This window comes from Heliomicrobium gestii (genome assembly GCF_009877435.1).
Classification (GTDB): domain Bacteria; phylum Bacillota; class Desulfitobacteriia; order Heliobacteriales; family Heliobacteriaceae; genus Heliomicrobium; species Heliomicrobium gestii.
In genome coordinates this window covers 25,994-51,750 of record NZ_WXEX01000017.1, presented here as the reverse complement: position 1 = coordinate 51,750, position 25,757 = coordinate 25,994, and the positions used below count along the sequence as shown (strand labels likewise).

The window sequence follows — 25,757 nt, the reverse complement described above, 5'->3', positions numbered from 1 at the left end:
CGGCGGCGTGGAGTCCGACGCCGCCCGGTTGATCGTCACGGCATAGTATTTGGCCGTTGTCGTATCCTGCGCCGTCACCTTGATGTACGCTGTCGTCGCGCCACCATCCGTCAGAGTGATGGTGTTCGACCCCGTCACCTCTGCGGTGTATCCCGCGTTAGAGAAGAGCTTGAAGGTCGCATCGGGCGCCACGGCGATGTCCGCCGTCGACAGCGTCCCTTTCGCGCCCGCTACATTCACCGACCAGGTGATCGGATGGCTGGCATCAGCGCCCGTTCCACCACCAGGCGTGCCCGTCTGTCCCGCCACGCTCGTCAACCCGGCGTTACTGCTGGCCGGACGATGAATTGTGACAGCATAGTAACTGACCGTCGACGTATCTTGCGACGTTACCCTGATATAGGCGGTGGTCGCGCCGCCCCCAGTCAGCGCAATCGTGTCTGATCCCGTCACCTCTGTGGTGAATGCCGCGTTAGAATACAGATTTACGGTCGCGCCAGGAGCAGCGGCAATGTCAGAGAGCGACAGGCTCCCTTTCGCTTCGCCCACATTCACATCCCATGTAATCGCGCTTCCTGCGCTGCTTCCATCGCCGCCGCCGGCACTGCCGGCTGTTTGGCCTGCGACGCTGGAAAGCCACTCTACCGGCGCAGGCGTAACGGTGAAGCCACCCGGCAGCCCGCCTGCGTAAACGAGAACCTGCGTAATGTCCCCATTAGACACCCCTGTGGTGTCTGCCTGGGTTCCGTTCCAAGCACCCGCGTTTTTTAGGGCAAAGGATAACGTATATGTTTGGCCGATTTGGGTGGGAATCACTTGCTGAATGCCATCGAAACCACCCATGGCCCCGTCCATCCAGTAGAACAGGCCTGTTTTCGCATAGGGTATAGTCGGTATTTCGTTCGGATCACTTTCGTCTATCTTGTGTAGGTCATTATATACCGCCCCGCCCGCATTAACCGTTGGGGTTCCAATGAGACTCCAGTCTTTCGGTTGACTCGGTTTATCGTTCAGCAAGGTGCCGGTGACGACCCCTTTTTCCATCCCTCCGTTTATCAGGAGTTCTGTATTGTCGCCTACGCGTTTCACGCTGAAATCATCCACAAAAAAAGCGCTCGGTTCATTCCGGAACAAAAAACTAATGGCCGTATTGGCTTCCGTTGCGGTAAACGTCAGCGTATAGGTGTGCCAGTCGTTATCATTGGCCACCGTAACGCCTCCGGTCAACCCCTCACCGGGAACGGTCGAATAGAAGTTGCCGATGAGGTGGGTCGTGTCGATCGCCAGATCGCCCTTCCATTTCTGAACAGACAGGCTCTTTGTTGAAATGTCTCCGGTCGCCGCTTCTAGCTGCCAGTTCCCCTTCTTATCGCTAGAACCGGTTCTGTCGTCGGAAGCCGCCACATCTCTGCCAATCGCAGCGGCCACGTCGGCAATAAACTTCCGTCCTTTTTCTCCTTCGGCGATATTGCAGCCATAAAATAAAACATCGCCACCCGGCCGCAATGCGCTTCCAATATTTTTCAGATCGTTAATATGGTCAGGCAGGGTTTCCTCTGTCAATCGGAGCGCCCCCAGTTCGACCGCAGCTGCGGCGCCATGGGAGAGCACATGGAGGGCGTCGATGTCGCTCCGCCCCGATAAAATGTTTGCCATTTGAGCGAGACCGTCTTTTGCAGCATCCAGGATATGTACTTCTGCTTCGTTTCCTACGCCGTCCGCTAGGGTTTGATAATCATCCACGTTGTTGTCGATAAACACGATTTCCCGAGGTCCGGAAAAGGCGTACCCCGGCAATACGTACAGATTCGATATGAGTAAGGTAAATATGGCAATAAAACTAATGATTTTTCTAACAACCCTGTTGGTGGATGCGGAAGTGCCATTCCTTGGTCTCGTATGGTTTAGATTACGCACCTTTTTTCCCCCTTCGTCCAACATTCTCCACTTCATCATGGTCTTTTTCATTCAAAACGTTAGCGACTCACCTCTTTTTTCTCAAAATCCAAAAGGAGGAGCTGCTACTCCCCCTTCTTTTTTGTTGGGACATCAATTGTCATAACGCACCTGGGAGAATGGTCTGTTTAAGGCGACTCTATCGGAGCGGCAAATTCATTGAGATCTTCTGAACAGCGACCTAACTGTCTCTTTCGGGATAATATCCTATCAAGCAGATGATGTAGTTTAGCACCAGGTAGGGCGGTAAGATGTTGACCGGTTGTGTGGGTGCAATCGGGGTGTTGGCCCCGACAGTCACGTTGCCCGTCACACCCGCCGAAACAGTTCCGGTTACAGAGCCGCTTACCGTTCCGGTTACAGACCCGGTTACGGAGCCAGTTACTGAACCGCTTACGGTTCCGGTGGCGCTGCCAGTGTTCAGCCGAATATTCGGCGTATTTGTGCTGTATATCGCTCCGGGTTTTTTTCCCGAATCGGTTACCTGCCCAAGACAGGTGCTTGTCGAGGGAGACGCCGTCGTGCTTCCAGGCGTATCCGTCGCCAACGGCGGGAGAGTGACCGTACAAGTACCGTTCGTGATTGTCCCATTGGTAATGGCGCCGTTGGTGATCGTGCCGTTGCTGATCGCCCCGTTGGTAATTGTTCCGTTGCTGAACGTGGGATTGCTAAGCGAAGCTGTCATCATAGCCGGATGGGAATGGGACGCAAGCGGCACTTGACTAAGGGTAAGCGTGACAGCCGCATTTCCCCCTTTTTGTGCGATGGGATAAACAGCGCCGGCGGCTGAAGTCGAGTTCATGCCCAGCGGGATGCGCCCTCGCAAATCGGGTAGCCCGAAGGTCGTTTTCCCATCTCCGCCATACCGGTTGCCCAGCAGGGAGAACAAAGCCTGGTTCTGGGCGATGGGGAGAGTTTGCCCTTGGCACAAGGCCCATCCTCGTGGCGCCCATTCCAATGGCCAGGGTAGAATCGTGCCTATAAATGCGTCCATAAAAACCTCCATAACTATCGTTGCGCACAACAGATCAGCGAAAATAGCGAGAAGACAACGGCGTCAGAAGATTCCCGAATCTTACTCGCACAGCAAAGATTTTTTGTCTTTATTGGTAAAACTATCTTGGGTTAACTATACTTACGCGAAAGTGCTTTGTCAATTATTGCAACATTAGGATTTGTTCAAAGCAATACACTTCTTCGCGGTCTTCACTCCTGCCCTCTATTTCCGTGTCTGTTTTTTACATGCATACTATTTATAGAGGCATCGGTTTTTTCGTGGAATATTTTCCCTTATAAAGCGTAACGGACACGCCAGAATGAGATCTAGTGAATCTACGTCTGTTTTCAATGGGCTACAAAAAAGACCTGAACTTCTGCCAGTACAAGTTCAGATCTTTTTTTCTTACGTCACTCCGGCGATGTTATCCCTACAAAGATCCTTTCCCTACTGCAGGTCCGGGTAGAGGCCACTCAGGCAGATGATAAACCGGATGGTCAAATAGGGCGGCATTTTGTCAACGGCAGTTCCCGCGCCGGTGTTGCTCGTCGCGCCTGTTATGGGGATATCTGGCGTAGCCGTAACATTCATCGTAACCGTGCCGCCGGTAAGCTTGACATTATTGCTCGGCGTAGCGCTTGGCCCGCTGTAATACATCGGCACCGGTTTGCTGCTATATATCGCTGAACCGAGAATATTATTGTCCGAAGGAACACCCGATCCTCCCGTCGTATCTTTAGTGGCGGGAATCTGCACGGTTCCGGAACCACTGAACGAGATCGTCGGCTTCGCCGTCGTGTTGATGGCATGAGCGTGCGGCGGCAGGTTGTTCGTTGACAACATCACCTGCGTCGTCCCTTTAGCTTCCCCCTGATTAAACATTCTGGGTTCCGTAGAGAGCACGCCGACGCCGACAGGGCAGCGGCCGCGCAGGTCGGGCAGTTTGAAGGTAGTCGAGCCATTTCCTCCATAGGTAAATCCGATCAACGAAAATATCGCTTGGTTCTGATTGACCGGCAACTCTTGGCCCTCACAAAACATCCACCCCTGTGGCGCGCGCACACAGGCCCACGGCAGGATCGTTCCGATAAAAAAGTCACCCATTAGACAACCGCTCCCTTCACACTTTTCACCCGCAACAACGTTTCCCCCTACCGCCGGCGAAAGAGATCAACCTCGTCGAAAGGGGGAGGCGCCTTATGTAAAACCCTTTCCCGTGTCGCTATGCGGCGTTCCACGAAAAAGCGGCGTTCCACCGTAAACGCTTCGTTTCCCTCAGGCGAGCGGAGGATGCCACTCCATCTCACAGCAAACGCCCGTGTCCTGAACCACCCGAAAGGCCAGTCGTTCATAGAGCGCCCGGGCCGCGCCGTTAAACCACATCACGGAAAACCGCACCGGCTTCCGGGCTTCGACCGCCCGCTCCATCATCGAGCGCAACAACCGGCTTCCAATGCCCTGATTGCGGTACTCCGGCAACAAAGCCAGGTTGCGAATATGGATCGAAGACGCATCCTCCCGCATATAAAGCCGGCCGATGGGCGCTCCCTTCAGCAATACGATGTAGCGCTCCGCATCGGCGTTTCCCTGCTCCTCCGCGAAAAACTGCTGCCGTAACAGCCTTGCTCTCGACGCTTCGTCTATGCCGGTTATCCAATCCAGATCAGGCCGGCTGGAAATGAAGATCTGAAACAGGAAGAGGTCGTCGCTCGCTTCTACCGGACGCAGGGTGGTGTTCACAGTTCCGTCTCCCTACCATGAAGTATCCAATCGTTTGCGACTCCATTTTACCTTCGGGGCATCTTTCTTCTATTGAAGGGATTATTTTCTTGGTTTAAATATAGGTTTCCAGATATCCCATGTCAATCAATTTTACCTTATGATTCGTGAAAAAATGACTAAATTAGACCGAATATTCACTTTTTCTTTGCGTCAACCCTTTCGCCTGTGTACCCAGATATCATAAACGGTCGTATTACCGCTCCGGCCGCACCCGGCTCGTCGGAATTGCAGCCGTGGGATCCTCCGGCCAATAGTGTTTCGGATACCGCCCTTTCAGGTCTTTGCGCACCGCAAAATAACCCTCCCGCCAGAAACTGGCCAGATCCCGGGTGATCTGCACCGGACGTTGCGCCGGCGAGAGCAGATGAATGGTCAAAGGGACCCGGCCATGGCACAGCCGCGGGGTGTCGTGAAGACCGAACATCTCCTGAAGCCGGACGGCCAGCACCGGCGCATCCGGCTCTCCATAATCGATGGGCGCGCGCCGGCCGCTGGGCACGACGATATGGGTCGGCGCGCCGTCATCAAGTTCCCGGCGCTTTTCCCAGGGCAGCATCCACTCGAGAATCCCTGCCAGATCGATCTGCTGCAGATCCTCGCGGCTCTTCATTCCGTCCACACTGGGACCAAGCCAATCGTCCAACCTCGCCAGGAGCGCGCCATCGGACAGATCCGGCCAACCCGGTTCCCAGCGGGCCATGAACCGGATTCGTTGTCGCAACTGCTCGGCAGCCTTTGTCCAAGGCAGGATGGCCAACCCTTCCTCACGGATACCGCTCAGCAACGCCGCCCGAATCACTTCCGGAGCGGCGTCGGTGAGCCGCCCTTCGCGAAGCACCAACGCGCCCAGTCGTTTGCGCTGTTGCGCTCGCACCGCCTGGCCGGCTCGCTCCCAGATGACCCGCTCTTCTGTTTCTATCTCGCCCTGAAAATGCCGTTCCAATTCCTCCAGAGACACCGGAGCCGCCAGAAGGATCCGGCTCTCCGTTCCCTGATCATCTAGATCCGCCGCCACCAGGTAAGGCGATGCGCCCAGGGACTGGTGCCCGCCAAAGGAAGCGCCTCGCCCATTGCGCAAAAGAAAACGGCCGTCAGGCCGCCGCTGCCCGATCCGATCCGGATAGGCAAAGGAGAGCAAGCGACCACAGGCGTCGATATCGGCGCCACGACTGGCGGGTGAACGCTTCCCTTGCACATCCTTCTGTCCGAACACCTTTTTCAAGGCCTTCGCCTCGGCAAGAATCCGCCGGCGCGCCGCCTGATCGACAGCAAATCCGTACGCGCCGCCGCCGCAATCGGGTGAGGCCATCGCCTCCAGGCGCAGCCGCAGATCGGCGTCCGGCGCCATCCCTTGGGCGCGCAGAAAATCCCGCTCACTGAGGATCGCGGCCAGTTCACAGGCCAGATCCCCCAGTCCCAGCGGGATCGCCTCCAGGATCATGCGGGCCAGCCGGGGATGCAGTCCGGCCTCGGCCATGCGCCGCCCTTGCGGGGTGATCGCGCCCATTGCCCCCGTTGCCCCAGGCGCGCCACCCGCCTCGATCGCCCCCAGTTGGCGCAACAACGCCCGGGCCTGGGCAAAGGCGGCCCCCGGCGGCCCATCGAGCCACCGCAGTTCGCCCGGATCGCTGACGCCCCAGGCCGCCAGTTCCAGGGCCAGGGGCGCCAGGTCAGCCTCCAGGATCTCCGGGTTGCCCTGCGGCGCCAGGCGCAGATCCTCCGGCTGCGTCCAGAGGCGGTAACAAATCCCCGGTCCCAATCGCCCCGCCCGGCCCCGGCGCTGATCGGCCGACGCCCGTGAGACAGGAATCGTCTCCAGCCGCGTCATCGCCGTGCGCGGCGAAAAGCGGGGCACGCGCATGAGACCGCTGTCGATGACAAGGCGCACCCCTTCCACGGTGAGGCTTGTCTCGGCAATCGATGTGGCGAGAACGACCTTGCGAACTCCGGCCGGGCTCGGGGCAATCGCCCGGTCCTGCGCGTCGAGCGGCAGGCTGCCATGGAGCGGACAAAGACGCGTCGATTCCCCTTCCAGTCCCATCTCGGCCAGCCGCGCCGCTACCCGCCCAATCTCCCGGGCGCCCGGCAAAAAGACCAGGATGTCGCCCTCTTCTTTCGTCAGGGCCTCCCGGACCATCCGCGCCACCAGCGCCTCGATGGGCCCCTCGGCGCGCCGCTCCAGGTACCGCGTTTCCACCGGGTACAGCCGTCCCTCACTGGCGATGACCGGCCCATCGCCCAGAAGCGCGGCGATCGGCGCGGCATCCACCGTCGCCGACATGACTAAGATCCGTAGATCCTCCCGCAACAGTTCCTGGGACTGCTGGCAGAGGGCCAATCCCAGATCGGCCGCCAGGCTCCGCTCATGAAACTCGTCAAAGATGACCAATCCTACGCCCTCCAGGGCGGGGTCGGTCTGCAGCATCCGCGTGAGCACTCCCTCGGTGACCACCTCGACGCGCGTCCTTGGCCCAACCCGTGTCTCCAACCGGACCCGAAACCCCACCGTCTCACCCACCGCTTCACCAAGGGTGGCCGCCATGTGCCGGGCGGCGGCACGGGCGGCCAAGCGGCGCGGCTCCAGCATGACGATACGCCGTCCGGCCAGCCAGGGCGCGTCGAGCAACGCCAGGGGAATCCGCGTCGTCTTGCCTGCGCCGGGCGGCGCCACGAGCACGGCGCTCGTCCGATTCGCCAGGGCTTCCCGCAACGCCGGCAGACTCGCCTCGATCGGCAGTGTTGTCATCATGTCGCACTCCTCCTTCGCTGCTTCCCGCGCGCTGATCCGATCCGCCTTCCTCTCCAAGGTCCGGCCGCCCGCCGCCCTCGCCTCGTCCATCTCGCCTACTCCATGACCTCTTGCACCCGTCCCACGATCCCATTCTCCAGCCGCACCTTGATCCCATGGGGATGGGTGGGGCTTTTTGTCAGGATGTCCTTGACGACGCCTGTCGTCAGTTCCCCCGTCCGCTGGTGCTGCTTTTGGACGATCTTTACGCGGCAGCCTGGCCGGATATTTTTGCGTTCCTTTCCGTTCACAGCCGTATCCCCCTTCCGCCGGTTTTTCCGGCCCAGGCAGCCAACTGCCCGAGCAGGTTATAGGCTTTTTCCGCCTCTGCCACCGTTCGCAACCCGTATCCGCAGGCTGGCGTGACGATCATCTGCCGCCGCAACGCCTCACCGGAGACGCCCCGGCTCGCCAACGCCGCCATCTGCTCGCCCAACTGTCCCAGGATTCCCTCCGCCGTTGCCGCCGCCAGCGCCTCAGGCTCCGTCGGCACAATCCCCCAGGCCAGGAGGCCGCCGCGACTCAAGAAGCGCTCCACCGCTTCGGCCTGGCGGAGCATCCCCTCGAAATGGCGGCAGGCGTCAAAACTGGCGATGTGCACCCCGCTGCCGAGGATCGGCGACCAGTCCGCCTCGCCGCAGCAGTGGAGCCCCGCCAGCGCCCCCGTCTGGCCGATCGCCTGGGCCATGGCCCCGACAGCCCGGCTGATGAAATCGTCATCGGGAGCAGTGGAGAGGTCTTCTTCCGCACCGGTATTGCCGGCCTCTTTGATGCCGCCCATGCCCGTCAACCCCGGCTCGTCGATAAAGATCATCACCGGCCAGGGCAACCGGCGCAGATCGCTGGCCAGCCAAGCCGCCTGCAGCGCCGCCGACGCCACCACCAGTTCCCGCAGTTCCGGATCGTCCAGCAAGGCCGCCCCCCGCTCATCGGTCACATAACGGGCGATCGTCAGCGGACCGGCCAACTGCGCCTTCACCCAGTTCGGTTTCCCCGGCCATGCCCGCTCCAGCAATTCTTGGCGGAAGCGAAGATAGGTGGGGCTTTGATCGGCAAACAGAGACTCGTCATTGCTGTACCACTCGATGGGCTCGTCGACGCCGCACTCCCCGACACCGCAGATGCGGGAAAACCGCGCCAAGGCCTCGGCAAAGCCGCTGGCCGAGCGGTCGACGATCGGCCGCCCGTCAGGACGCCGCTGGATCAATCCGGCCCGCTCCCAGGGCGCGATCCCCTGTTCCAACAGCAAATCCTCCCGGAAGATCCTGGGAAGCTGCGGGCAGTGCGGCGCCTGGGGACACCCGGACGCCACCAACGCTTTGGCATCTTCATAACTCTCCACAGGCAGGCTGCCCATGGCCGTCACGATCGGAAACAATGGCGACACCATCCTCACACATACATTGATTCTTGCCTTCAATCTTCCTTCACAGATCGTCATAGGCCGTCCCCAACGGAGTCACCCTATACCCAGCATCCATCATGGGAGGGTGAACGATTGGACAAATTCATCAGCTTGGGAATCAGCGAGCCGATCCTAAAGTCCCTGAACGAGATGGGCTTTGAAGAGCCCACGCCGATTCAGGAACAGACCATCCCGCCGGCGCTGGCCGGGACCGATCTGATCGGGCAGGCCCAAACGGGGACGGGAAAGACAGCCGCCTTCGGCATCCCCCTCATCGAGAACGTCAAGAATGAGCCGGACCGCTTGCAGGCCCTCGTCCTGACACCGACGCGCGAACTCTGCATCCAGGTCGCCGAAGAACTGAACCGGATCGGCCACAAGGCCGGTGTCACGGCGCTGCCCATCTACGGCGGCCAGGACATGGTCCGCCAGATCCGAGCCTTGAAAAAACACCCGCCTATCGTCGTCGCCACACCGGGCCGGCTGATGGACCACATGCGCCGCAAAACGGTGCGACTCGCTGAGATCGCCATGGTCGTTCTCGATGAGGCCGACGAGATGCTGGACATGGGATTCATGGAAGACATTGAAACGATCCTGAAGGAAACGCCCGACACGCGGCAGACCCTTCTCTTCTCGGCCACCATGCCCCGGCCGATCCAGTCCCTGGCGGAACGATACCTGAAACACCCGCAGGTCATCCGCACCCAGACCAAAGAAGTCACCGTCCCACTCATCGAACAATCCTACATCGAACTGCAGGAGCGGGAAAAGTTCGACGTCCTGAGCCGCCTTTTGGACATCCAGTCGCCCGAACTGGCCATCATCTTTGGCCGCACGAAACGGCGCGTCGACGAACTGACAGAAGCCCTGAAAAAACGAGGCTACCCGGCCGAAGGGATCCACGGCGATCTGACCCAGGGCAAGCGGGAGAGCGTCCTCCGCCAGTTCCGCTCCGGCGTCGTCGACATCCTTGTCGCCACCGGCGTCGCCGCCCGCGGCCTCGATATCAGCGGCGTCACCCATGTCTACAACTTTGACATTCCCCAAGATCCCGAGGGGTATGTCCACCGCATCGGCCGCACCGGCCGGGCCGGCAAAGCGGGCCTGGCGCTCACCTTCGTCACCCCCCGCGAGATGGACCACCTGCGGACCATCGAATCGGTGACCAAACGCAAGATGATCCGCATGACCATCCCCACCGTCACCGAAGCTGCCGCTGGTTTGCAGAGCATGGCCATGGACAAACTGCTGCGGGTCGTCGAAGAGGGCAAGATCGACGCCTATCGGAGCCGCGCCGAAGAACTCCTCGACAGGGAAGATTCTGTGACGCTGCTGGCCGCCGCCTTGAAACTGATGACAAAGACGACGAAAGACGTCGAGATCCGTCTCACCCCGGAAGCGCCGCTCCGCGTCCGCAAGGGCTTCAAAGCGCCCTTCAAATCCAAAGCGGGCACTGGCTACCCCCGCCAGAAACAGCGCTTTGGCGGCGGCAACTTCCGGGACGGCGACTTCCGCGGCGGTCAACGCCAATCGCCGGGCGGCGCCCACCGCGGCGCTTATGGCGACGCCGGGGGCCGCCGCGACAAAAGCAGCGGCGCAGGGACGCTCAGCAAGGCCGCCGGGCGGACAACCGGCGCCGCTGGGGGCGGCCCCGGCAGTAGCCCTGGCGGCGGTCGTTATGCCCGAGGCGGCGGTCGCTTCGCCGGAAAAGGCGGGGGCCACTTCAGCGGTCGTCACTTCGCTGCCGCCCCGGCCGGCGGTAGCGGCATCGGCGGACAGGGCCGCGGACCAAAAGTCGGTGGCAAGCCACAACACGCCCCGCCAAGCCCACCCACTCATTGAACGGGAGGTCCGCAGGCGCCATTCACCGGACCGCCTCATTGAGCACATCGCAGAGACACTCCAGCGCCCCCGGCAACTCCGCGTCGGCGAGGTTCGTCCAACAGATCCGGAGGTGGTTGGACTCCGGTTCCCCTGGGTAAAAGATGGAACCCGGCAGAAAGTGAATGCCGCGCCGGTGCGCCTCGGGAAGCAGGCTGTCGGCATCCAAAAAAGGGGGCAGCGTCACCCACAGGTGCATGCCCCCTTGGGGCCGCTGCCAGCGGATGGCCGGGCTGAGTCGCCGGGACAGCGTGTCGGCCACCTGTCGGCTGCGCTGCAGCAGGATGCTGTTGAGCCGGTCGATGTACCGGGGAAGTTGGGGATTTTGAAAAAAAGGAACCAGCGCCTTTTGCAGCCACAAGGGGGAGCCCAGGTCGACGATCGATTTGGCCGCCAGGAGCCGCCGGTACAAAGCGCCGTCAGCGGCCAGCACGCCCAAGCGCAAGCCAGGGAAAAGAAACTTGCTGAATCCCTTCAGATAGACCACCCGGCCGTCCGGATCGAGGGCCTTCAAGGGCGGCGGCAACCGCCCTGTTCCTTTGTCCGCCAGCGTCAACTCGCGGTGGGGCTCATCTTCGAGGATCAGCGCCCCCGCCGCTACGGCAAAATCGATCAACGCCTTGCGCCGTTGGAGGGACATGACGCTGCCCGTCGGGTTCTGGTAAGTCGGCACTACGTAGATGGCTTTGATCCGCATCTGCAACGACAGGTCTTCCAAGATCTCCAGCCGGATGCCCTCCCGGTCGACAGGCACCGGCACGATATGGCCATGACTCAACCGGAAGGCGTCGATAGCGCCGGAAAACGCCGGCGCCTCCATCGCCAGCACATCGTTGGGCCCCAAAAAAGTGCGCGCGAAGAGATCGATCCCCTGCTGGGTGCCGTTAGTGATGATCAACTGGTGCGTCGAGAGAGAAAGCCCCTGCCGCTGCAAGTAGCCGGCCACCACCGCCAAAAACTCGGGATCGCCCTGAAAAGGCGCATACCGCCCCAACGATTGGGGCGCTTGTTTGAGGGCGCTCTGAATAGAGGCCTCCAGAAGGGGCAGCGGCAACAGGGAGTGATGGATCGAGGCGGTGGCCAGATCGAGGATCTCCGGCGGCAAGCGGACGGCGCTCTGGCTCCAAAAACTCGCCCGGGGGAGGTAATCGCCGATCGCCAGTTGCCACCCGAAGGGATCGCCCGAGGCCTCCGTCGCTATCGCCCGCTCGCGGACAAAGGTGCCCCTGCCCTGAACCGACTCGACGAGCCCCCGTTTTTCCAACAGCCCATAGGCCTGCACCGCCGTCATCAGGCTCACCCCGAGGTCCTGGGCCAGTTGCCGGACAGAGGGCAGTTGCTCCCCCGGTTGCAGCAACCCCGAACGGATACGCTCGGCGATCCCGGCGCAGATTTGCTCCCGCAAGGACGGCTCTTTGCTGCGGTCCAGATCAATCTTCATCAGACAGGCCCCCAACTGTTCTACTCATCCGTTGACTGTTATGGGAAGACAATGCTTTGATAAGGCTATCTTACCGAAGTGTTATCGATACAGCAAGGGGATGAGGAGAACATGCTCGGAGCCTACGCGCTCATGTGCGCCATTTTCGGGACCACCTTTCTCGCCATCAAAGTCGGCCTGGGGGCCGGGGTTCAGCCCTTTTTCTTCGCCGGCATGCGCTTCCTCCTGGCCGGCCTCGCCGTCTTCGCCTTTTTCCGCTGGAAGGCAGGCGCCACCCTGTCACGACAGCAGTGGCAGGATGCCACCTACGTGGGCGTCACCATGACCGGCATGCTCTTCGCCTCCCTCTACTGGGGAGAGCAGTACATCACCTCCGGGCTCGCCGCCCTGCTGGCCGCCACGGCTCCGCTCAAAGTCAGCCTGGTCGAACAGGTGCAACGAAAAGGTCGCGCCGGTTCCGGCAACGCCGTTTTCACCCCCGCCAAGCTGTTCGGCCTGGTTCTCGGTCTCGCCGGCGTTGGCATCGCCGTCTACCCGACCCTGCAAGGGGGAACCACCGGCACGCTGGCGCTGATCGCCGTCATCGCCATCCTGCTGGCCCAAGGGACCTACGCGATGGGGGCCGTCCGCTCCAAGGCCGCCCTCAGCAGCGGCGTCAATCCCTACCTGTTCAATGCCGCCCAGATGATCGCCGGCGGCCTCCTGTTGCTCCTTTTATCGGCCCTCTTTGAGCACGGCCAGGGGCAACCGTGGAACAGGGAGATCCTGGGGGCATGGGTCTACCTCACCGTCTTCGGCTCCCTCATCGGTCATGGGACCTATTACTGGCTTGTCCGGGCGACGAACCCCCTCTTCCCGTCCACCTGGACCTATGTCTCGCCGATCATCGCCCAGTTCGTCGGATTTTGGTGGGCCGGGGAAAGCCTGACCGCCTACACCTTCATCGGCCTTATCTCGGTGCTCTCCGGCGTGCTGCTCGTCAACTGGAAGGTCCTCCAAACGCTCCTGCCGTCGATGCCGGCGCGGCAAGCCGACACATTGCAACGACAGGAACAATAAAAAAGCTGCCGACACGGGCCGGCAACTTACAGTATCAAGGCAGACATTCCTTCATCTGATTTCCTGTGTGAAAGCGAATGGCGTTGAAGCAAAGACATTGAACATCGGACATCAGACATCGGACCGTTAGACATTGAACATAGAACATTGGACCTCTGACCAACCGTTACCCGTTCACCACGCGCCCCCGCATTGCCGGGGCAACTCCCAGTCCGAAGCTGGACCGGTCGGTTCGAGAACCGATGAGGCTGATGTCGTTGAGCGTGACCAGTGTCGCGGCCAGGAGCCCCGTCTGGCTGCTGACCTCCCGGCAGATCTCCGCCCAGGCGTTGCGAGTGACAGCCATGCTCTCTTGGGCTTTGCGGATGTTCGACTGCACCTGGGGAATCTGTTGACTGAATCGCTGGCTGCGCTCACTCAACAAACGCATCCGCTCCGCTAGGTCTCCCCATTCCGTCGCGGGAGAATCGGTCGCGGGAGAGGCAGTAAATCCAGTGGTACTCATGGCAACCCCCTTATGTCATCGCGAAGACGTTTGCTCACTTTAAAGTATACCCTACTTCTCGCTTAACCGCCGGCTTTGCCCATGAGAGAGCAAACTCTTAATGTGATTGCAACGAACAGCACAACACCATGCCACGTCCCCTCGCCGTGGATAGGGATGGGCGACAGAGACAAAGGAGCGCCCTGGGAGGTTCACTGCACGTGAATGTGACCGCCCAGGACGCTCCTCACTTTTTACCGAAAGATAAACTCCACATAATTCCTTTTTAACATGATTTTTGTTCAATTAACCTGTTACTCGTCATCATTCTCATTCCTATTATCATGTTCAGGAGGATTCGCATGGGCAATAAGTTTCTGTCCCTGGCCTTGACGGCAGGGCTAATGCTCCCGGCGGTCACACCGGCGGTTGCGGCAACACCGGCCATCCAATCGGTTCAGTTCAAAGGAATGCCGGCGCCGACGACCGTCGAAGAGATGGCCAAGCCCTACTCCACCGCTTCCGTGGAGGTCACCTATGCCGGCGGCGCCAAAAAAACCTTTCCCCTCTCCTATAAGGAGCTGTACAAGACCTCCGACGGCTTGATCTCCCTGAAGGGAAAAAAGATCGCCGCCGGCACACCCCTTGATGTGAAAGGAAACCCGATCACCGATAAAAGCGTCACCGATCTGCCTGTCACCTACGTATCGGACTGCCCCGACGCCAACAGCCTCCTCCAGCCCATTGACAAAAACCTCTACCTGGTCACCCACCTGGAATACACCTCAGTCGACAGCACCGGCCATGACGCCTGGCGGCGCATCCCCGCCTCCATGGTCCTGAGCAAGCTGGACCAGGACAAGAAGACGGGCGAACTGAAGGTCGCCAAGGCGGATAAGATCGATGTCTCTTCCATCGACGGCATCTGGGTGCCCTGCAACGGCTCCCTCTCGCCCTGGAACAGCCACCTCAGTTCCGAGGAATATGAGCCCGACGCCCGCCAGTTTGAACTGGAAGAAAACCTGCCGGCCGATGAAAAGGCGAACCGCATCCACAAGGGTGAGTTCGACCGCAATAACACCCGCGAGTTCGCCCGCCTCTACTTCGGCGTCGAATCAAAAGCCAATCCTTACTTATACGGCTTCCCCTCCGAAGTGACCGTCAGCGCCGACGGCAAGGCCAAGGTGGTCAAACACTACAGCTTAGGCCGCCGTTCCAATGAATTGATGGTCGTCATGCCCGACAACCGCACCGCCTTCTTCGGCGATGACGGCGACTACACCATGCTGTTCATGTACGTCGCCGACAAAGAAAAAGACCTCACCTCCGGCGCCCTTTACGCCGCCCGTTTCACCCAGACCGGCACGGAAAACGGCGGTTCTGGCAACCTGACCTGGATCAAACTCGGCCACGCCACCGACAGCGAGGTCCGGACCCTGATCGACAAGGGCGTCAAATTCAGCGACATCTTCGAAACGGCCAGCGAACCCCAAGAGGGCTTTACGGCCGTCAAACAGTACTCCAGCGAACGCTCGGAATACAAACGCGTCGAATACCTGAAGGTCAAGCCCGGCATGGAAAAGGCAGCGGCCTTCCTGGAGCCGCGCCGTTTCGGGGCCATCCTCGGCGCCACCTCTGAGTGGAACAAGATGGAGGGCCTCGCCATCAACAAAAAAGACAAGGTGCTCTACGTGGCCATCTCCGACCAGAGCAAAGGCATGGAAAAGGACAGCAAGGGCGAAGACCCGACCGATCACATCCAACTGCCCAAACGCAAATCCGGCGTCACCTATGCCATGAAACTGACCGGCAGCCAGCAAGACCTCGCCGGAAACGCCATCCCCAGCGCCTATGTGGGCGCCTCCATCGCCGGTCTCATCATCGGCGAAGACCTCAAAGAAGCTGACGCCTACGGCAACACGGCCAATGTGGACAAGATCGCCAGCCCCGACAACCTGAGCTATTCGGAGGAACTGCGCACCCTCTTCATCGGTGAAGACAGCAGCCTCCATGTGAACAACTACGTCTGGGCCTACAACATCGATACGGGCGCCCTGAGCCGCATCCTCTCCGTCCCCGCCGGCGCGGAAGCCACCGGCCTCTCCTTCGCCAATGACCGCAACGGCTTCGCCTACATCATGAGCAACTTCCAGCACCCCGGCGATGAGGTGGCCAAGAAAAAGATCACCGCTGTCGACCCGCAGGCGTTGATGAACGCCCTCGCCGCCTCCCCCTACGGCATCTTAAAAAGCGGCGGTGTCGGCTATATCCAGGGGCTTCCCTCCCTCACCTCGATGGTAAATACAAGCAAATAGACCGCACCGGATCGCAACCGGCGTCCAAGCATCTCAGTCAAAGGGGGTCTTCCTGCAAACCCATGAAATACACTGTGCCCATCATCAAAGGAACCCTGATGACGACAGGCGTTGCCCTGCTCCTGTTCTTCCTGTTCATCAGTTCCTCCCTGGCCGCCCCCGCTGGGGGGACGCAGGGCCAACCAACCTCCACGCCAGAAGCCTATCTGCGCTTCGAGTACCAGTTTTTTGCCGATATGGGCCCCGTCCCCGTACCGGTCATGAATGAGATGACGCCGGAAAAAGTGGAACTCGGCAAAAAGCTCTACTTTGACCGCCGTCTCTCTGCCAACAACACCATCAGTTGCGCCACCTGCCATGACCCCCAAAAGGCCTTTACCGACGGCAAGCGCGTCGCCGAGGGCATCAACGGCCAAAAAGGCGTCCGGAACACCCCGTCGATCATCAATGCCGCTTACTACAAGGAACTGATGCAAGACGGCAGCGTCTTCTCCCTGGAGGAGCAGGCCCTAAAGCCCATCCAAAACCCCATCGAGATGAAGCAGGATCTGAAGGAACTGGTGGCCGAACTGAAGGCTGTCCCCGAATACGTCCAGGCCTTCCAGGACGCCTTCGGCGAAGAGATCACCCCGCAAAACATCGGCAAAGCCCTGGCCAGCTTTGAACGGACGATCCTTCAAAAGGACACCCCTTTTGACCGGTTCATGGCTGGCGACGACAACGCCATGACACAGCAGCAAAAATGGGGCATGGAACTCTTCGCCCGCAAGGGCCGCTGCACCACCTGCCACACCGCCCCCGCCTTCACCGATCACGGCTATGACAACCTCTCTGTCGAAGGCGACGATCTGGGCCGCTTCGCCGTCACCGGCATCGCCAGCGAGCGAGGCGCCTTCCGCACCCCCCAGTTGCGTGACGTGGCCAAAACAGCGCCCTATATGCATGACGGCAGCCAGGCCACACTGGAAGAGGTCATCGACCATTACGACAAAGCGATCCACACGAATATGTTCGTCTCAGAAGACTTCGTTCCCCTGCACCTGACCGGCGAGGAGAAAGCGGCCCTCGTCGCCTTCCTGAACGCGCTGAGCGGCCCTGACATTGTCGTCGAGCCGCCCCAGATTCCCTGACGACCTGATTTTTTGCCGGTTTTGATCGCGCGACCGCCATTGCTTTGACGTACCTCAACGATTCCCATCCTTTGATTCAAAAGATTCGCCGTCCGGGCTGCGCCTTTCCCGAGTACTAACGCTGGGAAAGGCGCAGCCTTTTTATCGACAACGGCCTTCGCCTTATCAAAGGTCCCGGTGGTGGAAAAACTTTGTCCAAAGCGAGGGGCGGCCGGAAGGATTCCTCCCGTCGATATGGAATTAGTTTTTCCAGCCACGGTGCCTCAATTTTACACAAACAGGTGATGCGTCATGATTATCGATAAAAAGAGCGACTTCGACGCCGTCGACCTCTCCTTCGAAGAGATCGACAAGGGATTCACGCCGCGCCAAGCCATCGCCGAGGCCAAACGCTGCCTCGACTGCGCCAAACCCCATTGCCGCGCCGGCTGCCCCGTCGAAAACGATATCCCCCAGTTCATCAAAGCCCTGGCCAACGGCAACATCGGCGAAGCGAGCGCCATCATCGCCCGCCGCAGCAACCTGCCTGCCGTCTGCGGCCGTGTCTGCCCCCATGAGCAGCAGTGCGAGAGCCGCTGCGTTCTTAACAAAAAGGGCGAAGGGATCAAGATCGGCAAGCTGGAGCGCTTTATCGCCGACTTCGACGCCGAGATGGAGATCACCCAATCGGAAGCCTGCCCCGTCCAGAAAAAGGACAAGGGCAAAGTGGCCGTCATCGGTGCCGGCCCGGCCGGCCTGACCGTCGCCGGCGACTTGGCGAAACAGTGCTTCGAGGTGACCGTCTTCGACGCCCAGGAGGAGCCCGGCGGCGTCCTGATCTACGGCATCCCCGATTTCCGCTTGAACAAGGACGTCGTCCGCCGCGAGATCCACAAGATGGAGCGCCTCGGCGTCACCTTCCGCAACCGCGTGCTTGTCGGCCAGGACATCACCATCGATCAGATGCTACAGGAGGGTTTTGACGCGGTCTTCATCGGCACCGGCACAGCCCTGCCCAAGCGGCTCGACATCCCCGGCAACGACCTGGCCGGCGTCGTACAGGCCTCCTACTTCCTGCGCATCGTCGCCCTGGCCAACAGCGGCAAGATCAGCCCCCGCGAGATCCCCGTCTCCATCGGCGACAAGGTCTTCATCATCGGCGCCGGCAACGTGGCCATGGACGCCGCCCGCACCGCCTTGCGGCTCGGCGCTTCCGGCGTGACCGTCGTCCACCGCCGCGGCGAGTCGGAGATCACGGCGCTGCGCAGCGAATTCGAGCACGCCCGGGCGGAAGGCGTCACCTTCCGCTGGATGTCATCGCCGGCCGGCTTCTTCGGCGATGAGAAAGTGACCGCCATCGAACTGGAGACCATGGCCCTCGACGAGACCAACCGGCTCGTCCCGACGGGCGAGAAGGACACCCTGACGGCCGACAAGATCATCCTCGCCATCGGCCAACGCCCCGCCGCACGGATCATCTCCTCGGCCGGCGGCATCGAGGTCGACCCCAACGGCTACGTGATCACCCGTGAGCGGCCCTATGGCATGACGACCCGCCGGGGCGTCTTCGCCGGCGGCGACGTGGTCCACGAACCGGCCACCGTCGTCCTGGCCATGAAAGAGGCCAAGAAAGTGGCCGCCGGCATCGCCATGTATGTGGAGGCCAAGAAACTCATCGAAGAGTGCGGCATGTGACAAACAACCCCCCTGCGCCCTCCGCATTGCTTGCGGGCACAGGGGGGTTGCTTTTTTTTGCCGTCATGTTCCTGTCGTAACATCACGATCGCGACATCACTCTCGTCATGTCGGGCCGCGCTGCCGTGGTTCTCTTTATTCCAGACCCAACCCTTGCAGCTTTTCCTTCGTCGGCACACCGTCGGCGTCCCAACCGCGAACCTCATAGTACAGGGGCAGCAATTCATCCAGCTTGTGCACCCAGCCCTTGGAGGGGCCATCTGGCAGCGGCTCTTCCAACAAGCGCTTCGGCAGCGTGTCATCGGCCTTGGTCAACCCGGCCTGCATATTGAAGAGGCGCTCCAGGTTGTAGATGCGGTCGCCAGCGACCAGCACCTCGTCAGCCGTCCATTCGACGCCCATGGCCGCGCTCAACATGTCGGCGTAGTCGCCGGCGCCGAGGGCAAAGGAGGTGAACAGGCACATCCCCGAGGCGTCGATGGAGGCCGTCAGATCCTGGAAGATCTTCGCCCAGAGCGGCTTGCCTTCCAGGGAGAAGCGATCCAATTTTTCCGGCAGCCCCAGGATCTCCGGTGAGATGAGGTAGCCGCGGACATGGCAGCCGCCCCGGTTGGACGTGGCGTACTGGACACCATGGCCCTGGATGCCCCGCGGGTCATAGGCCGGCAGTTCCTGCTTCTTGACGGTCATCGAATACTCAGGCACGCCGTAGGAATCGGCCAGACGGTAGGAGCCGAGGGCCAGCTTGGCCCCAAAGCCTTCGGCGGCGCCCATCTTCCGCGTCCACTCCACGACTGCCTCGGCGTTGCCCCAGACCAGTTCCGGTCCGTCCACTTCCTCCGCCTTGATATAGCCCTTTTCAAAAAGTTCCATGGCGCAGGCGATGGTGGAGCCGGCGGAGATGGTGTCCAGGCCGTACTCGTTGCAGAGGTGGTTGGCCTTGATGATCGCCTTCATATCGTTGACGCCGCAGTCAGAGCCGTAGCACCAGACGGTCTCATACTCCGGCCCGCCGCCTTCCATATCGTCGGCCTTGGTGTAGCGGCCGCAGGCGATGGGACAGCGGTAACAGGGATCCTTTTTGACCAGGTACTTCTCGGCCATTGTCTCGCCGGAGATGGCTTCCGCATCGGCGAAGACGCCCGTTTGGAAGTTGCGCGTCGGCAAGACGCCGCTCTCGTTGATGATGTTGACGAGAACGGCTGTGCCATAGGCGGGCAGGCCCTGGCCGGTGACGCCGTTTTCGCGGATCTTCTGCATGACGCCCTTCAGGATGCCCTTCATCCGCTCCGGATCGGCCAATTGCACCTTGCCGGTTCCACGGACAACGATGGCTTTCACGTTTTTCGAGCCGACGACAGCGCCCACGCCCGAGCGACCGGCGGCGCGGAAACGGTCATTCATCACCGCTCCCATGGGTGATAGGTTTTCCCCGGCCGGTCCGATGCAGAGGACGCGGGCTTTCGGATCGCCCGCCTCTTCCAGCAGCGCGTCCGTCGTCTCGTTCACCTTCATGCCCCAGAGGTGGGCGGCGTCGCGGATCTCCACCTTGTCATCTTGAATGCTGATATAGACGGGCTTGTCCGACTTGCCTTCCAGGATGACGATGTCATAGCCGGCGTTCTTCAGTTCCGGTCCCCAAAAACCGCCCGAGTTGGAGCAGGCGATCGTGCCGGTCAGCGGCGACTTGGTGATCACCATGTACCGGCCGCCCGTAGGAACATTCGTGCCGGTCAAGGGCCCCGTCGTGATGAACACCTTGTTTTCCGGGCTCAATGCGTCAATCGTGGGGTCAATCTCTTGTGACAGCAGATAACTTCCCAGTCCACGGCCTCCGATAAACTTCTTCGCCACTTCCACGTCCAGGGATTCCCGCTTTAAGGTCTGTTCCGACAGATTGATGCGCAGCACCGTGCCCACGTAGGCGTTCATGAAAAGCCCTCCTCGCAAGTTATTGCATTTGATGCCACATTCACTTGATTTAGTTAATTTGACAAGTTCGCGCAAAATCCCTTCTTTCATTTTGAAAAAAATTAAAAAATTTTACAAATATGCTTGTGTAAACATATTTTATTTCGCAAATACAGCTATGTTAATAAATAAAAACTGCTTCTTATATTTAAAATTTAAATATACTTCCGATACCTGAACCGAGCCGCCAAAACCTCGCTACAGTCAAACCCTTGATTATATCATTGGATTGTATTAATAATTTTTTTACCTAAACAGCTCAGTCTATTTTCTTTGACACTTCCTTTCCATAAATATAAACAGAATAAATTTTAAGACATCGATGCCTTACCCTTCAATAGGAAAAACATTCGCCTGGCTTTATATTAAAATACTTTTCCAATACAACGATATGCTTTCATTTGCAGGCAGTACAAATTTGCTTTTATTATACAATCGAATGTATAATAAAATTAGAATATTCTCGGCAAAGCCTTCCATAAATAGACAATCGCTTGCCAGAGAAAGCTTCGCCGGGATTTTAGACGCCTTGAGGGGAATGATGGGGGGAGCGATGCCAATGACGTCATAATTTCTGCCGATTATCACAATAAGAGGCGAAGAATAATCAGAAAACTCAGTCCCTGTTGCCGTGACAGAAGATGTGTGGGCGCCTTCACTGCATCATCGGCCTACTAAAACCACCTTTGCGACAATAACTTGCCACCACTTAAAAACGTAGGCAATATAACAACGATGTGTCTACCAAACAGTTGCCCAAATGATTTTGAATTATATCGGGTTTGAAAGAAGCGGCTACCTAAAAAGCATTCAAGACAAAGGTGGATACCAATATGCATATATTTAATAGTATACGGGTAAAAATGCTCAGCCTCGTCGGCTCCATCTTACTCGTAGTTTGTGTGAGTCTTTCGTTCATCTCTTTTTATAACTTCTCATCGGCGCTGACTAAAGACACATCGGAATCACTGGCCGATATGGCCGAGTTAGCGGCCACGATCATCGACAAAGAAATCCAAAGCAACTTCAACGCCCTGGAAGCGATCGCATCACTGGATCTCATGAAAAGTCAAAACACCCCGCGTGAGAGCAAACTGGCTCTCCTCAAGGCAGAAACGAAACGCTCCGGCTTCAAGATGATGGCGCTTAGCGATCCAAGTGGTAATTCCCTTTCAACCAATGGAAAAGAGAGCCAAATTGGAGACAGGGCATACTTTAAAACGGCTCTGTCCGGCGCGAACGCCGTTTCCGATCCGCTCATCAGCAAGGAAGACCAGTCCCTGGTCGTGTCCTTTGCCGTCCCGATCAAGGACAACGATCGCGTCGTCGCGGTGCTCATCGCCCTGTACGATGGCAATAAGCTCTCCGACATCACAAATGGGATCCACTTCGGCGATACGGGAAAAGCCTATATGCTCAGCAAGGCTGGCACCACCATCGCCCATAGCAACAAAGAACTCGTCACTTCGATGAATAACGACTTTGAAAACATCAAGCAAGATCCCAAGCTGGCTTTACTGGTAGACCTGGAACGGGAAATGGTGGCCGGAAAGGCTGGCGCTGGCAGTTATGAGTTCAACGGAGTCACCAAATTCATGGGCTATGGACCCGTCAAGACAACCGGTTGGTCGATCGCGATCACAGCGCCGAAGGCGGAGGTCTTCCACAGCGTCAACGAGTTGACGGTCGAGATCGTCATCGTTTCCGCCGTCTTGATCCTGATCGGGGTTGGCCTTGTCTACTTCGCCGTATCGACCCTGGTGAAACCGATTTATCAAGCCATCAAGCACATTGGATTGCTTGCCCAGGGCGACTTTTCACAACGTGTCCCTGGCGATTTCTTTCAACGTTCCGACGAGATCGGTGATTTGGCCCATTCTCTCGACGCGATGCAGGGCGCCGTTAAAAAAATCATCGGCAGCGTCGTTGACGAAGCGACCACATCATCGACCATGGTGAATTCGGCGCAGCGCAACATGTCATCCTTGAACGGCGAGATCGCCGATATCTCGGCGGCGACGGAAGAACTGTCCGCCGGCATGGAAGAAACCGCTGCGGCCACAGAGGAACTGAACGCCACCTCCACCGCCATCGAGAAATCTGTTTTATCCATGTCGCAAAAAGCGCAGGATGGCGCGGAGACGGTCTTCGCCATCCGCCAGCGAGCGGAACATCTGAAAGCGAAGGCCCGCCAGTCGCAACAATTCGCCCATGCGACCCATATGGAGGTAGAGTCAAAGTTACGCGCTGCCATCGAACAATCCAAGGCCATTGAACAGATCCGCGTGCTTTCCGATTCCATCTTGCAGATCACCGCGCAGACGAATCTGCTGGCTCTAAACGCCGCCATCGAAGCGGCCCGCGCCGGGGAAGCCGGACGAGGCTTCTCCGTCGTCGCCGATGAAATCCGCAAGCTCGCCGAAGAATCAAAGCATTCGGCAACACAGATTCAAGAGGTGGCCCAGCGGGTGATCGCTTCTGTGGACAACCTCTCCTTCAGCGCCGAGCAGGTTCTCGCTTTCATCGAACGCCAGGTGATCGGCGATTATACGTCACTGGTGGAAACGGGAGAGCGCTACTACCAGGACGCGGAATACGTGAACACCCTTGTCTCCGACTTCCACACCACCGCCGAAGGCCTGTCCGAATCGATTCACAGCATCATGAAAGCGATCGACGAGATCTCTCACGCCAATAACGAGTCCGCCAGCGGCACCCAACATATCGCCGAGAAAGCGAGCAGTGTCTTGGAAAAGGCAACGGCCCTATCGGAAATGGTCACCTCGACGAGAGACAGCTTCGATAAAATGACCCGGGTTGTCGGCGAATTCAAGATCTGACGGTTCCGTTACAGGCCGCCTCGAGGGCGCCAAAAAAGAGCCGCCTCTGTCTTCATGCAGAGACGGCTCTTTCCTATGTCCCGGGCTGCAGTTTAGCTTCTAGCTTACTACGTTTCTCGGCGCACCGTTCAAATAGGCCTCAATGTTGCCGGCCATCAACGCAAACAGCCGCTGTCGCGACTCCAAGCGCTGCCAGCCGATATGGGGCGTGAGAACTGCGTTCTCCAGATTGAACAAGGGGCTGTCCGCCGACAGCGGCTCCACCTCGTGCACATCCAGGGCCGCGCCGGCGATTTGGCTTTGCCGCAAGGCTTCGACCAGGTCGGCCTCCTTGACGAGCGGCCCCCGTGAGGTGTTGATGAGATAGGCCGACGGCTTCATCAGGCTCAGCCGCTCCCGGTTGATCAGGTGCCGCGTTTCCGGCGTCAGCGGGCAGTGAAGGGTGACGAAATCGCTCTTCCGGAGCAGATCCTCCAGGCTGGCGGAATGAATCTTGGCGTTCCCCCAATCGCGCGGCATGGGGTCGTAGACGAGGATGTTCATCTCCAGCGCCACAGCCACCTTCATCACTTCACGGCCGATAGCGCCGCCGCCGACCACGCCGAGGGTCTTGCCATTCACCTCAACGTGCGGAACCGTCAGGTGATCGGTGAAATTGACGAAATTCTTCTCCCGGAGCATGATCTGCTGGCGCGTCAGGGAGGCGCTATGATTCAACATAAAGGTGATCGCCAGATGGGCCACGCCCTCCGTGCTGTAGCCGGGGACGTTGCACACGGTGATGCCCTTCTCCCGGGCCGCGGCGAGATCGATGTTGTTAAACCCGGTGCCGGCTTCACAGATCAGCTTGACCGAAGGGGGAAATTGTTCGATGAGGTCTCTTCCCACAGGCAGTTCCTTCGTAACGGCAATGTCCTGACCCTGCAACCGTTCGATGATCTCCGCCGGACTGCTGTCGTCATAGGCGGTGACCGCGGTCAGCGCCGAGATCGGAGACAGGTCGATCTTGTTGTCATAGTTCAGTTTTGCCAGGTTGAGGATGACCGTCTTTTTCATAGTGACCCCCCTGCGCGATGTTGTGATAGATATTTTTAGTATAAAACCGGCTGAAGAAGTTGTCAATTTTTCCAGCGTCCTCACGGCTATTGATACGTTTCCCTCCGTTGACGCCATTATCCCCATAAAAAAACGCCGCTGCGCCGCCGAAGCGTTGCGCAGACGACGAAGGCGATCCGACGCGTCGCCGCAACGGCGATCAATGGCCGTTGCAACGGCGGTTGACAGGCGTTGCAGCCATCGGGCGAGATGATCATGAAACCGGCGGCGAGGCCGTCTCCCCCAGGATCTCCTGGCGGCGGCGGAGGACGATCCGCCCCTTGGCGCGGCTGATGATAAAAGACAGGATGACGACCGAAAGGATGGAGAAGAGGCCTTTCAGCAATCCCACCGAATAGAGGCTCGAGAGGACGACCAAGGAGTCCATGACAAAGGTGCTTTTGCCCGGATCCCAGCCGAAGCGTTGATGGAAGAAGACGACAAGGATATTCACCCCGCCCAGGGAGGAGCCGTTGATAAAGAGGTAGGACAGCCCGATGCCCACAAGAACGCCGCCCAAGAGCGCGCCGGCCCAATCGGGGAGCAAGAAATCCGGCAGCAGGCGATCAACGGCGGTGATCCCCGACAGCAGCAGGGAGGCCAAGAGGGTCTTCAGGGTGAAGCTCCGGCCCATGTACCGGATCGAGAGGAGGTAGAAGGGGATGTTGATGGCGAGATAGACGACGGAAAAAGACGCTCCAAAGAGGTAGGAGAGGCTTAAGGCGAGCCCCGGTGTCCCACCGGTCACCAGGTGGGCATGCCGGAGCAAGATGATCCCCGCGCCGGTGAGCAGACAGCTGAGCAGGATGTTCAGCAGATTTTTCATGTCAGCGCTCCTGTCTTTTGTAGTTTTCTCATCGCAGGCGTTTCTATGGTCACAGGCCACGGCGGTTCCTGCAGGGCACTCGCCCATGGGCGTTTCGCCCGGCGATGCCT

Annotated in this window: 18 protein-coding genes; 6 read left to right on the top strand and 12 right to left on the bottom strand. The window is 59.1% G+C overall.

From position 1 onward, the window contains the following. The 7 genes from GTO89_RS15820 to GTO89_RS15790 form a co-directional block, all read right to left on the bottom strand. A partial coding sequence (locus GTO89_RS15820; protein ID WP_161263068.1) for a DUF4347 domain-containing protein occupies positions 1–1,917 on the bottom strand: 1,917 nt, incomplete at its 3' end. A gap of 220 nt (positions 1,918–2,137) precedes the next feature. After that, the gene (locus GTO89_RS15815) at positions 2,138–2,950 is read right to left on the bottom strand and encodes a phage tail protein (protein ID WP_161263067.1); all 813 of its coding nucleotides are present in this window, start codon (positions 2,948–2,950) and stop codon (positions 2,138–2,140) included. A gap of 450 nt (positions 2,951–3,400) precedes the next feature. Further along, positions 3,401–4,057: a phage tail protein gene (locus GTO89_RS15810; protein ID WP_161263066.1), complete on the bottom strand. Its 657-nt coding sequence runs from the start codon at positions 4,055–4,057 to the stop codon at positions 3,401–3,403. 171 nt (positions 4,058–4,228) lie between these two features. Further along, entirely contained in the window at positions 4,229–4,693 is a 465-nt protein-coding gene (locus tag GTO89_RS17525) for a GNAT family N-acetyltransferase (RefSeq protein WP_161263065.1), read from the bottom strand. Between the two features lie 235 nt (positions 4,694–4,928). Continuing rightward, on the bottom strand, positions 4,929–7,574 hold the full coding sequence (gene hrpB / locus GTO89_RS15800; RefSeq protein ID WP_235920529.1) for an ATP-dependent helicase HrpB: 2,646 nt from the start codon (positions 7,572–7,574) through the stop codon (positions 4,929–4,931). Positions 7,575–7,579: 5 nt separating this feature from the next. Further along, the gene (locus GTO89_RS15795; protein ID WP_161263064.1) at positions 7,580–7,774 is read right to left on the bottom strand and encodes a YwbE family protein; all 195 of its coding nucleotides are present in this window, start codon (positions 7,772–7,774) and stop codon (positions 7,580–7,582) included. Then, entirely contained in the window at positions 7,771–8,901 is a 1,131-nt protein-coding gene (locus GTO89_RS15790) for a uroporphyrinogen decarboxylase/cobalamine-independent methonine synthase family protein (RefSeq protein ID WP_161263063.1), read from the bottom strand. The genes GTO89_RS15795 and GTO89_RS15790 overlap by 4 nt, the downstream gene beginning before the upstream one ends. A gap of 120 nt (positions 8,902–9,021) precedes the next feature. Between GTO89_RS15790 and GTO89_RS15785 the strand changes: the two genes are divergently transcribed. Further along, positions 9,022–10,773 carry a DEAD/DEAH box helicase gene (locus GTO89_RS15785; protein WP_328793934.1) on the top strand — a complete coding sequence of 584 codons (1,752 nt, stop codon included), beginning with the start codon at positions 9,022–9,024 and terminating at the stop codon, positions 10,771–10,773. 22 nt (positions 10,774–10,795) lie between these two features. On the opposite strand, the gene GTO89_RS15780 is transcribed toward GTO89_RS15785, so the two are convergent. Continuing rightward, positions 10,796–12,253, bottom strand: coding sequence for an aminotransferase-like domain-containing protein (locus GTO89_RS15780; protein WP_161263062.1), 1,458 nt, complete (start codon positions 12,251–12,253; stop codon positions 10,796–10,798). Between the two features lie 111 nt (positions 12,254–12,364). On the opposite strand from GTO89_RS15780, the gene GTO89_RS15775 reads away from it, so the two are divergent. Then, a complete protein-coding gene (locus tag GTO89_RS15775) occupies positions 12,365–13,312 on the top strand; it encodes a DMT family transporter (protein ID WP_161263061.1) in 948 nt (315 codons plus the stop codon). A 166-nt stretch (positions 13,313–13,478) separates the two neighbouring features. On the opposite strand, the gene GTO89_RS15770 is transcribed toward GTO89_RS15775, so the two are convergent. Then, on the bottom strand, positions 13,479–13,817 hold the full coding sequence (locus GTO89_RS15770) for a hypothetical protein (RefSeq protein WP_161263060.1): 339 nt from the start codon (positions 13,815–13,817) through the stop codon (positions 13,479–13,481). A 341-nt stretch (positions 13,818–14,158) separates the two neighbouring features. On the opposite strand from GTO89_RS15770, the gene GTO89_RS15765 reads away from it, so the two are divergent. The 3 genes from GTO89_RS15765 (at position 14,159) to GTO89_RS15755 (ending at position 18,915) form a co-directional block, all read left to right on the top strand. Next, positions 14,159–16,111 (top strand): PhoX family protein, encoded by a 1,953-nt coding sequence (locus GTO89_RS15765; RefSeq protein ID WP_161263059.1) that lies wholly within the window; start codon positions 14,159–14,161, stop codon positions 16,109–16,111. Between the two features lie 62 nt (positions 16,112–16,173). After that, a complete protein-coding gene (locus GTO89_RS15760; protein ID WP_161263058.1) occupies positions 16,174–17,241 on the top strand; it encodes a cytochrome-c peroxidase in 1,068 nt (355 codons plus the stop codon). 291 nt (positions 17,242–17,532) lie between these two features. Continuing rightward, positions 17,533–18,915: an NAD(P)-dependent oxidoreductase gene (locus GTO89_RS15755; protein ID WP_161263057.1), complete on the top strand. Its 1,383-nt coding sequence runs from the start codon at positions 17,533–17,535 to the stop codon at positions 18,913–18,915. A 135-nt stretch (positions 18,916–19,050) separates the two neighbouring features. Here the strand turns inward: GTO89_RS15755 and GTO89_RS15750 are convergent, their stop codons facing one another. Continuing rightward, complete coding sequence (locus GTO89_RS15750) at positions 19,051–20,847, bottom strand: aldehyde ferredoxin oxidoreductase family protein (RefSeq protein WP_161263056.1); 1,797 nt, start codon at positions 20,845–20,847, stop codon at positions 19,051–19,053. An 872-nt stretch (positions 20,848–21,719) separates the two neighbouring features. On the opposite strand from GTO89_RS15750, the gene GTO89_RS15745 reads away from it, so the two are divergent. Further along, complete coding sequence (locus GTO89_RS15745) at positions 21,720–23,726, top strand: methyl-accepting chemotaxis protein (RefSeq protein WP_161263055.1); 2,007 nt, start codon at positions 21,720–21,722, stop codon at positions 23,724–23,726. A 99-nt stretch (positions 23,727–23,825) separates the two neighbouring features. Here GTO89_RS15745 and GTO89_RS15740 read toward each other — a convergent pair whose 3' ends face one another. Together GTO89_RS15740 and GTO89_RS15735 are read right to left on the bottom strand one after the other, a co-directional pair. After that, entirely contained in the window at positions 23,826–24,782 is a 957-nt protein-coding gene (locus GTO89_RS15740) for an NAD(P)-dependent oxidoreductase (RefSeq protein ID WP_161263054.1), read from the bottom strand. 253 nt (positions 24,783–25,035) lie between these two features. Next, complete coding sequence (locus tag GTO89_RS15735; protein WP_161263053.1) at positions 25,036–25,647, bottom strand: YitT family protein; 612 nt, start codon at positions 25,645–25,647, stop codon at positions 25,036–25,038. Positions 25,648–25,757 lie beyond the last annotated feature (110 nt).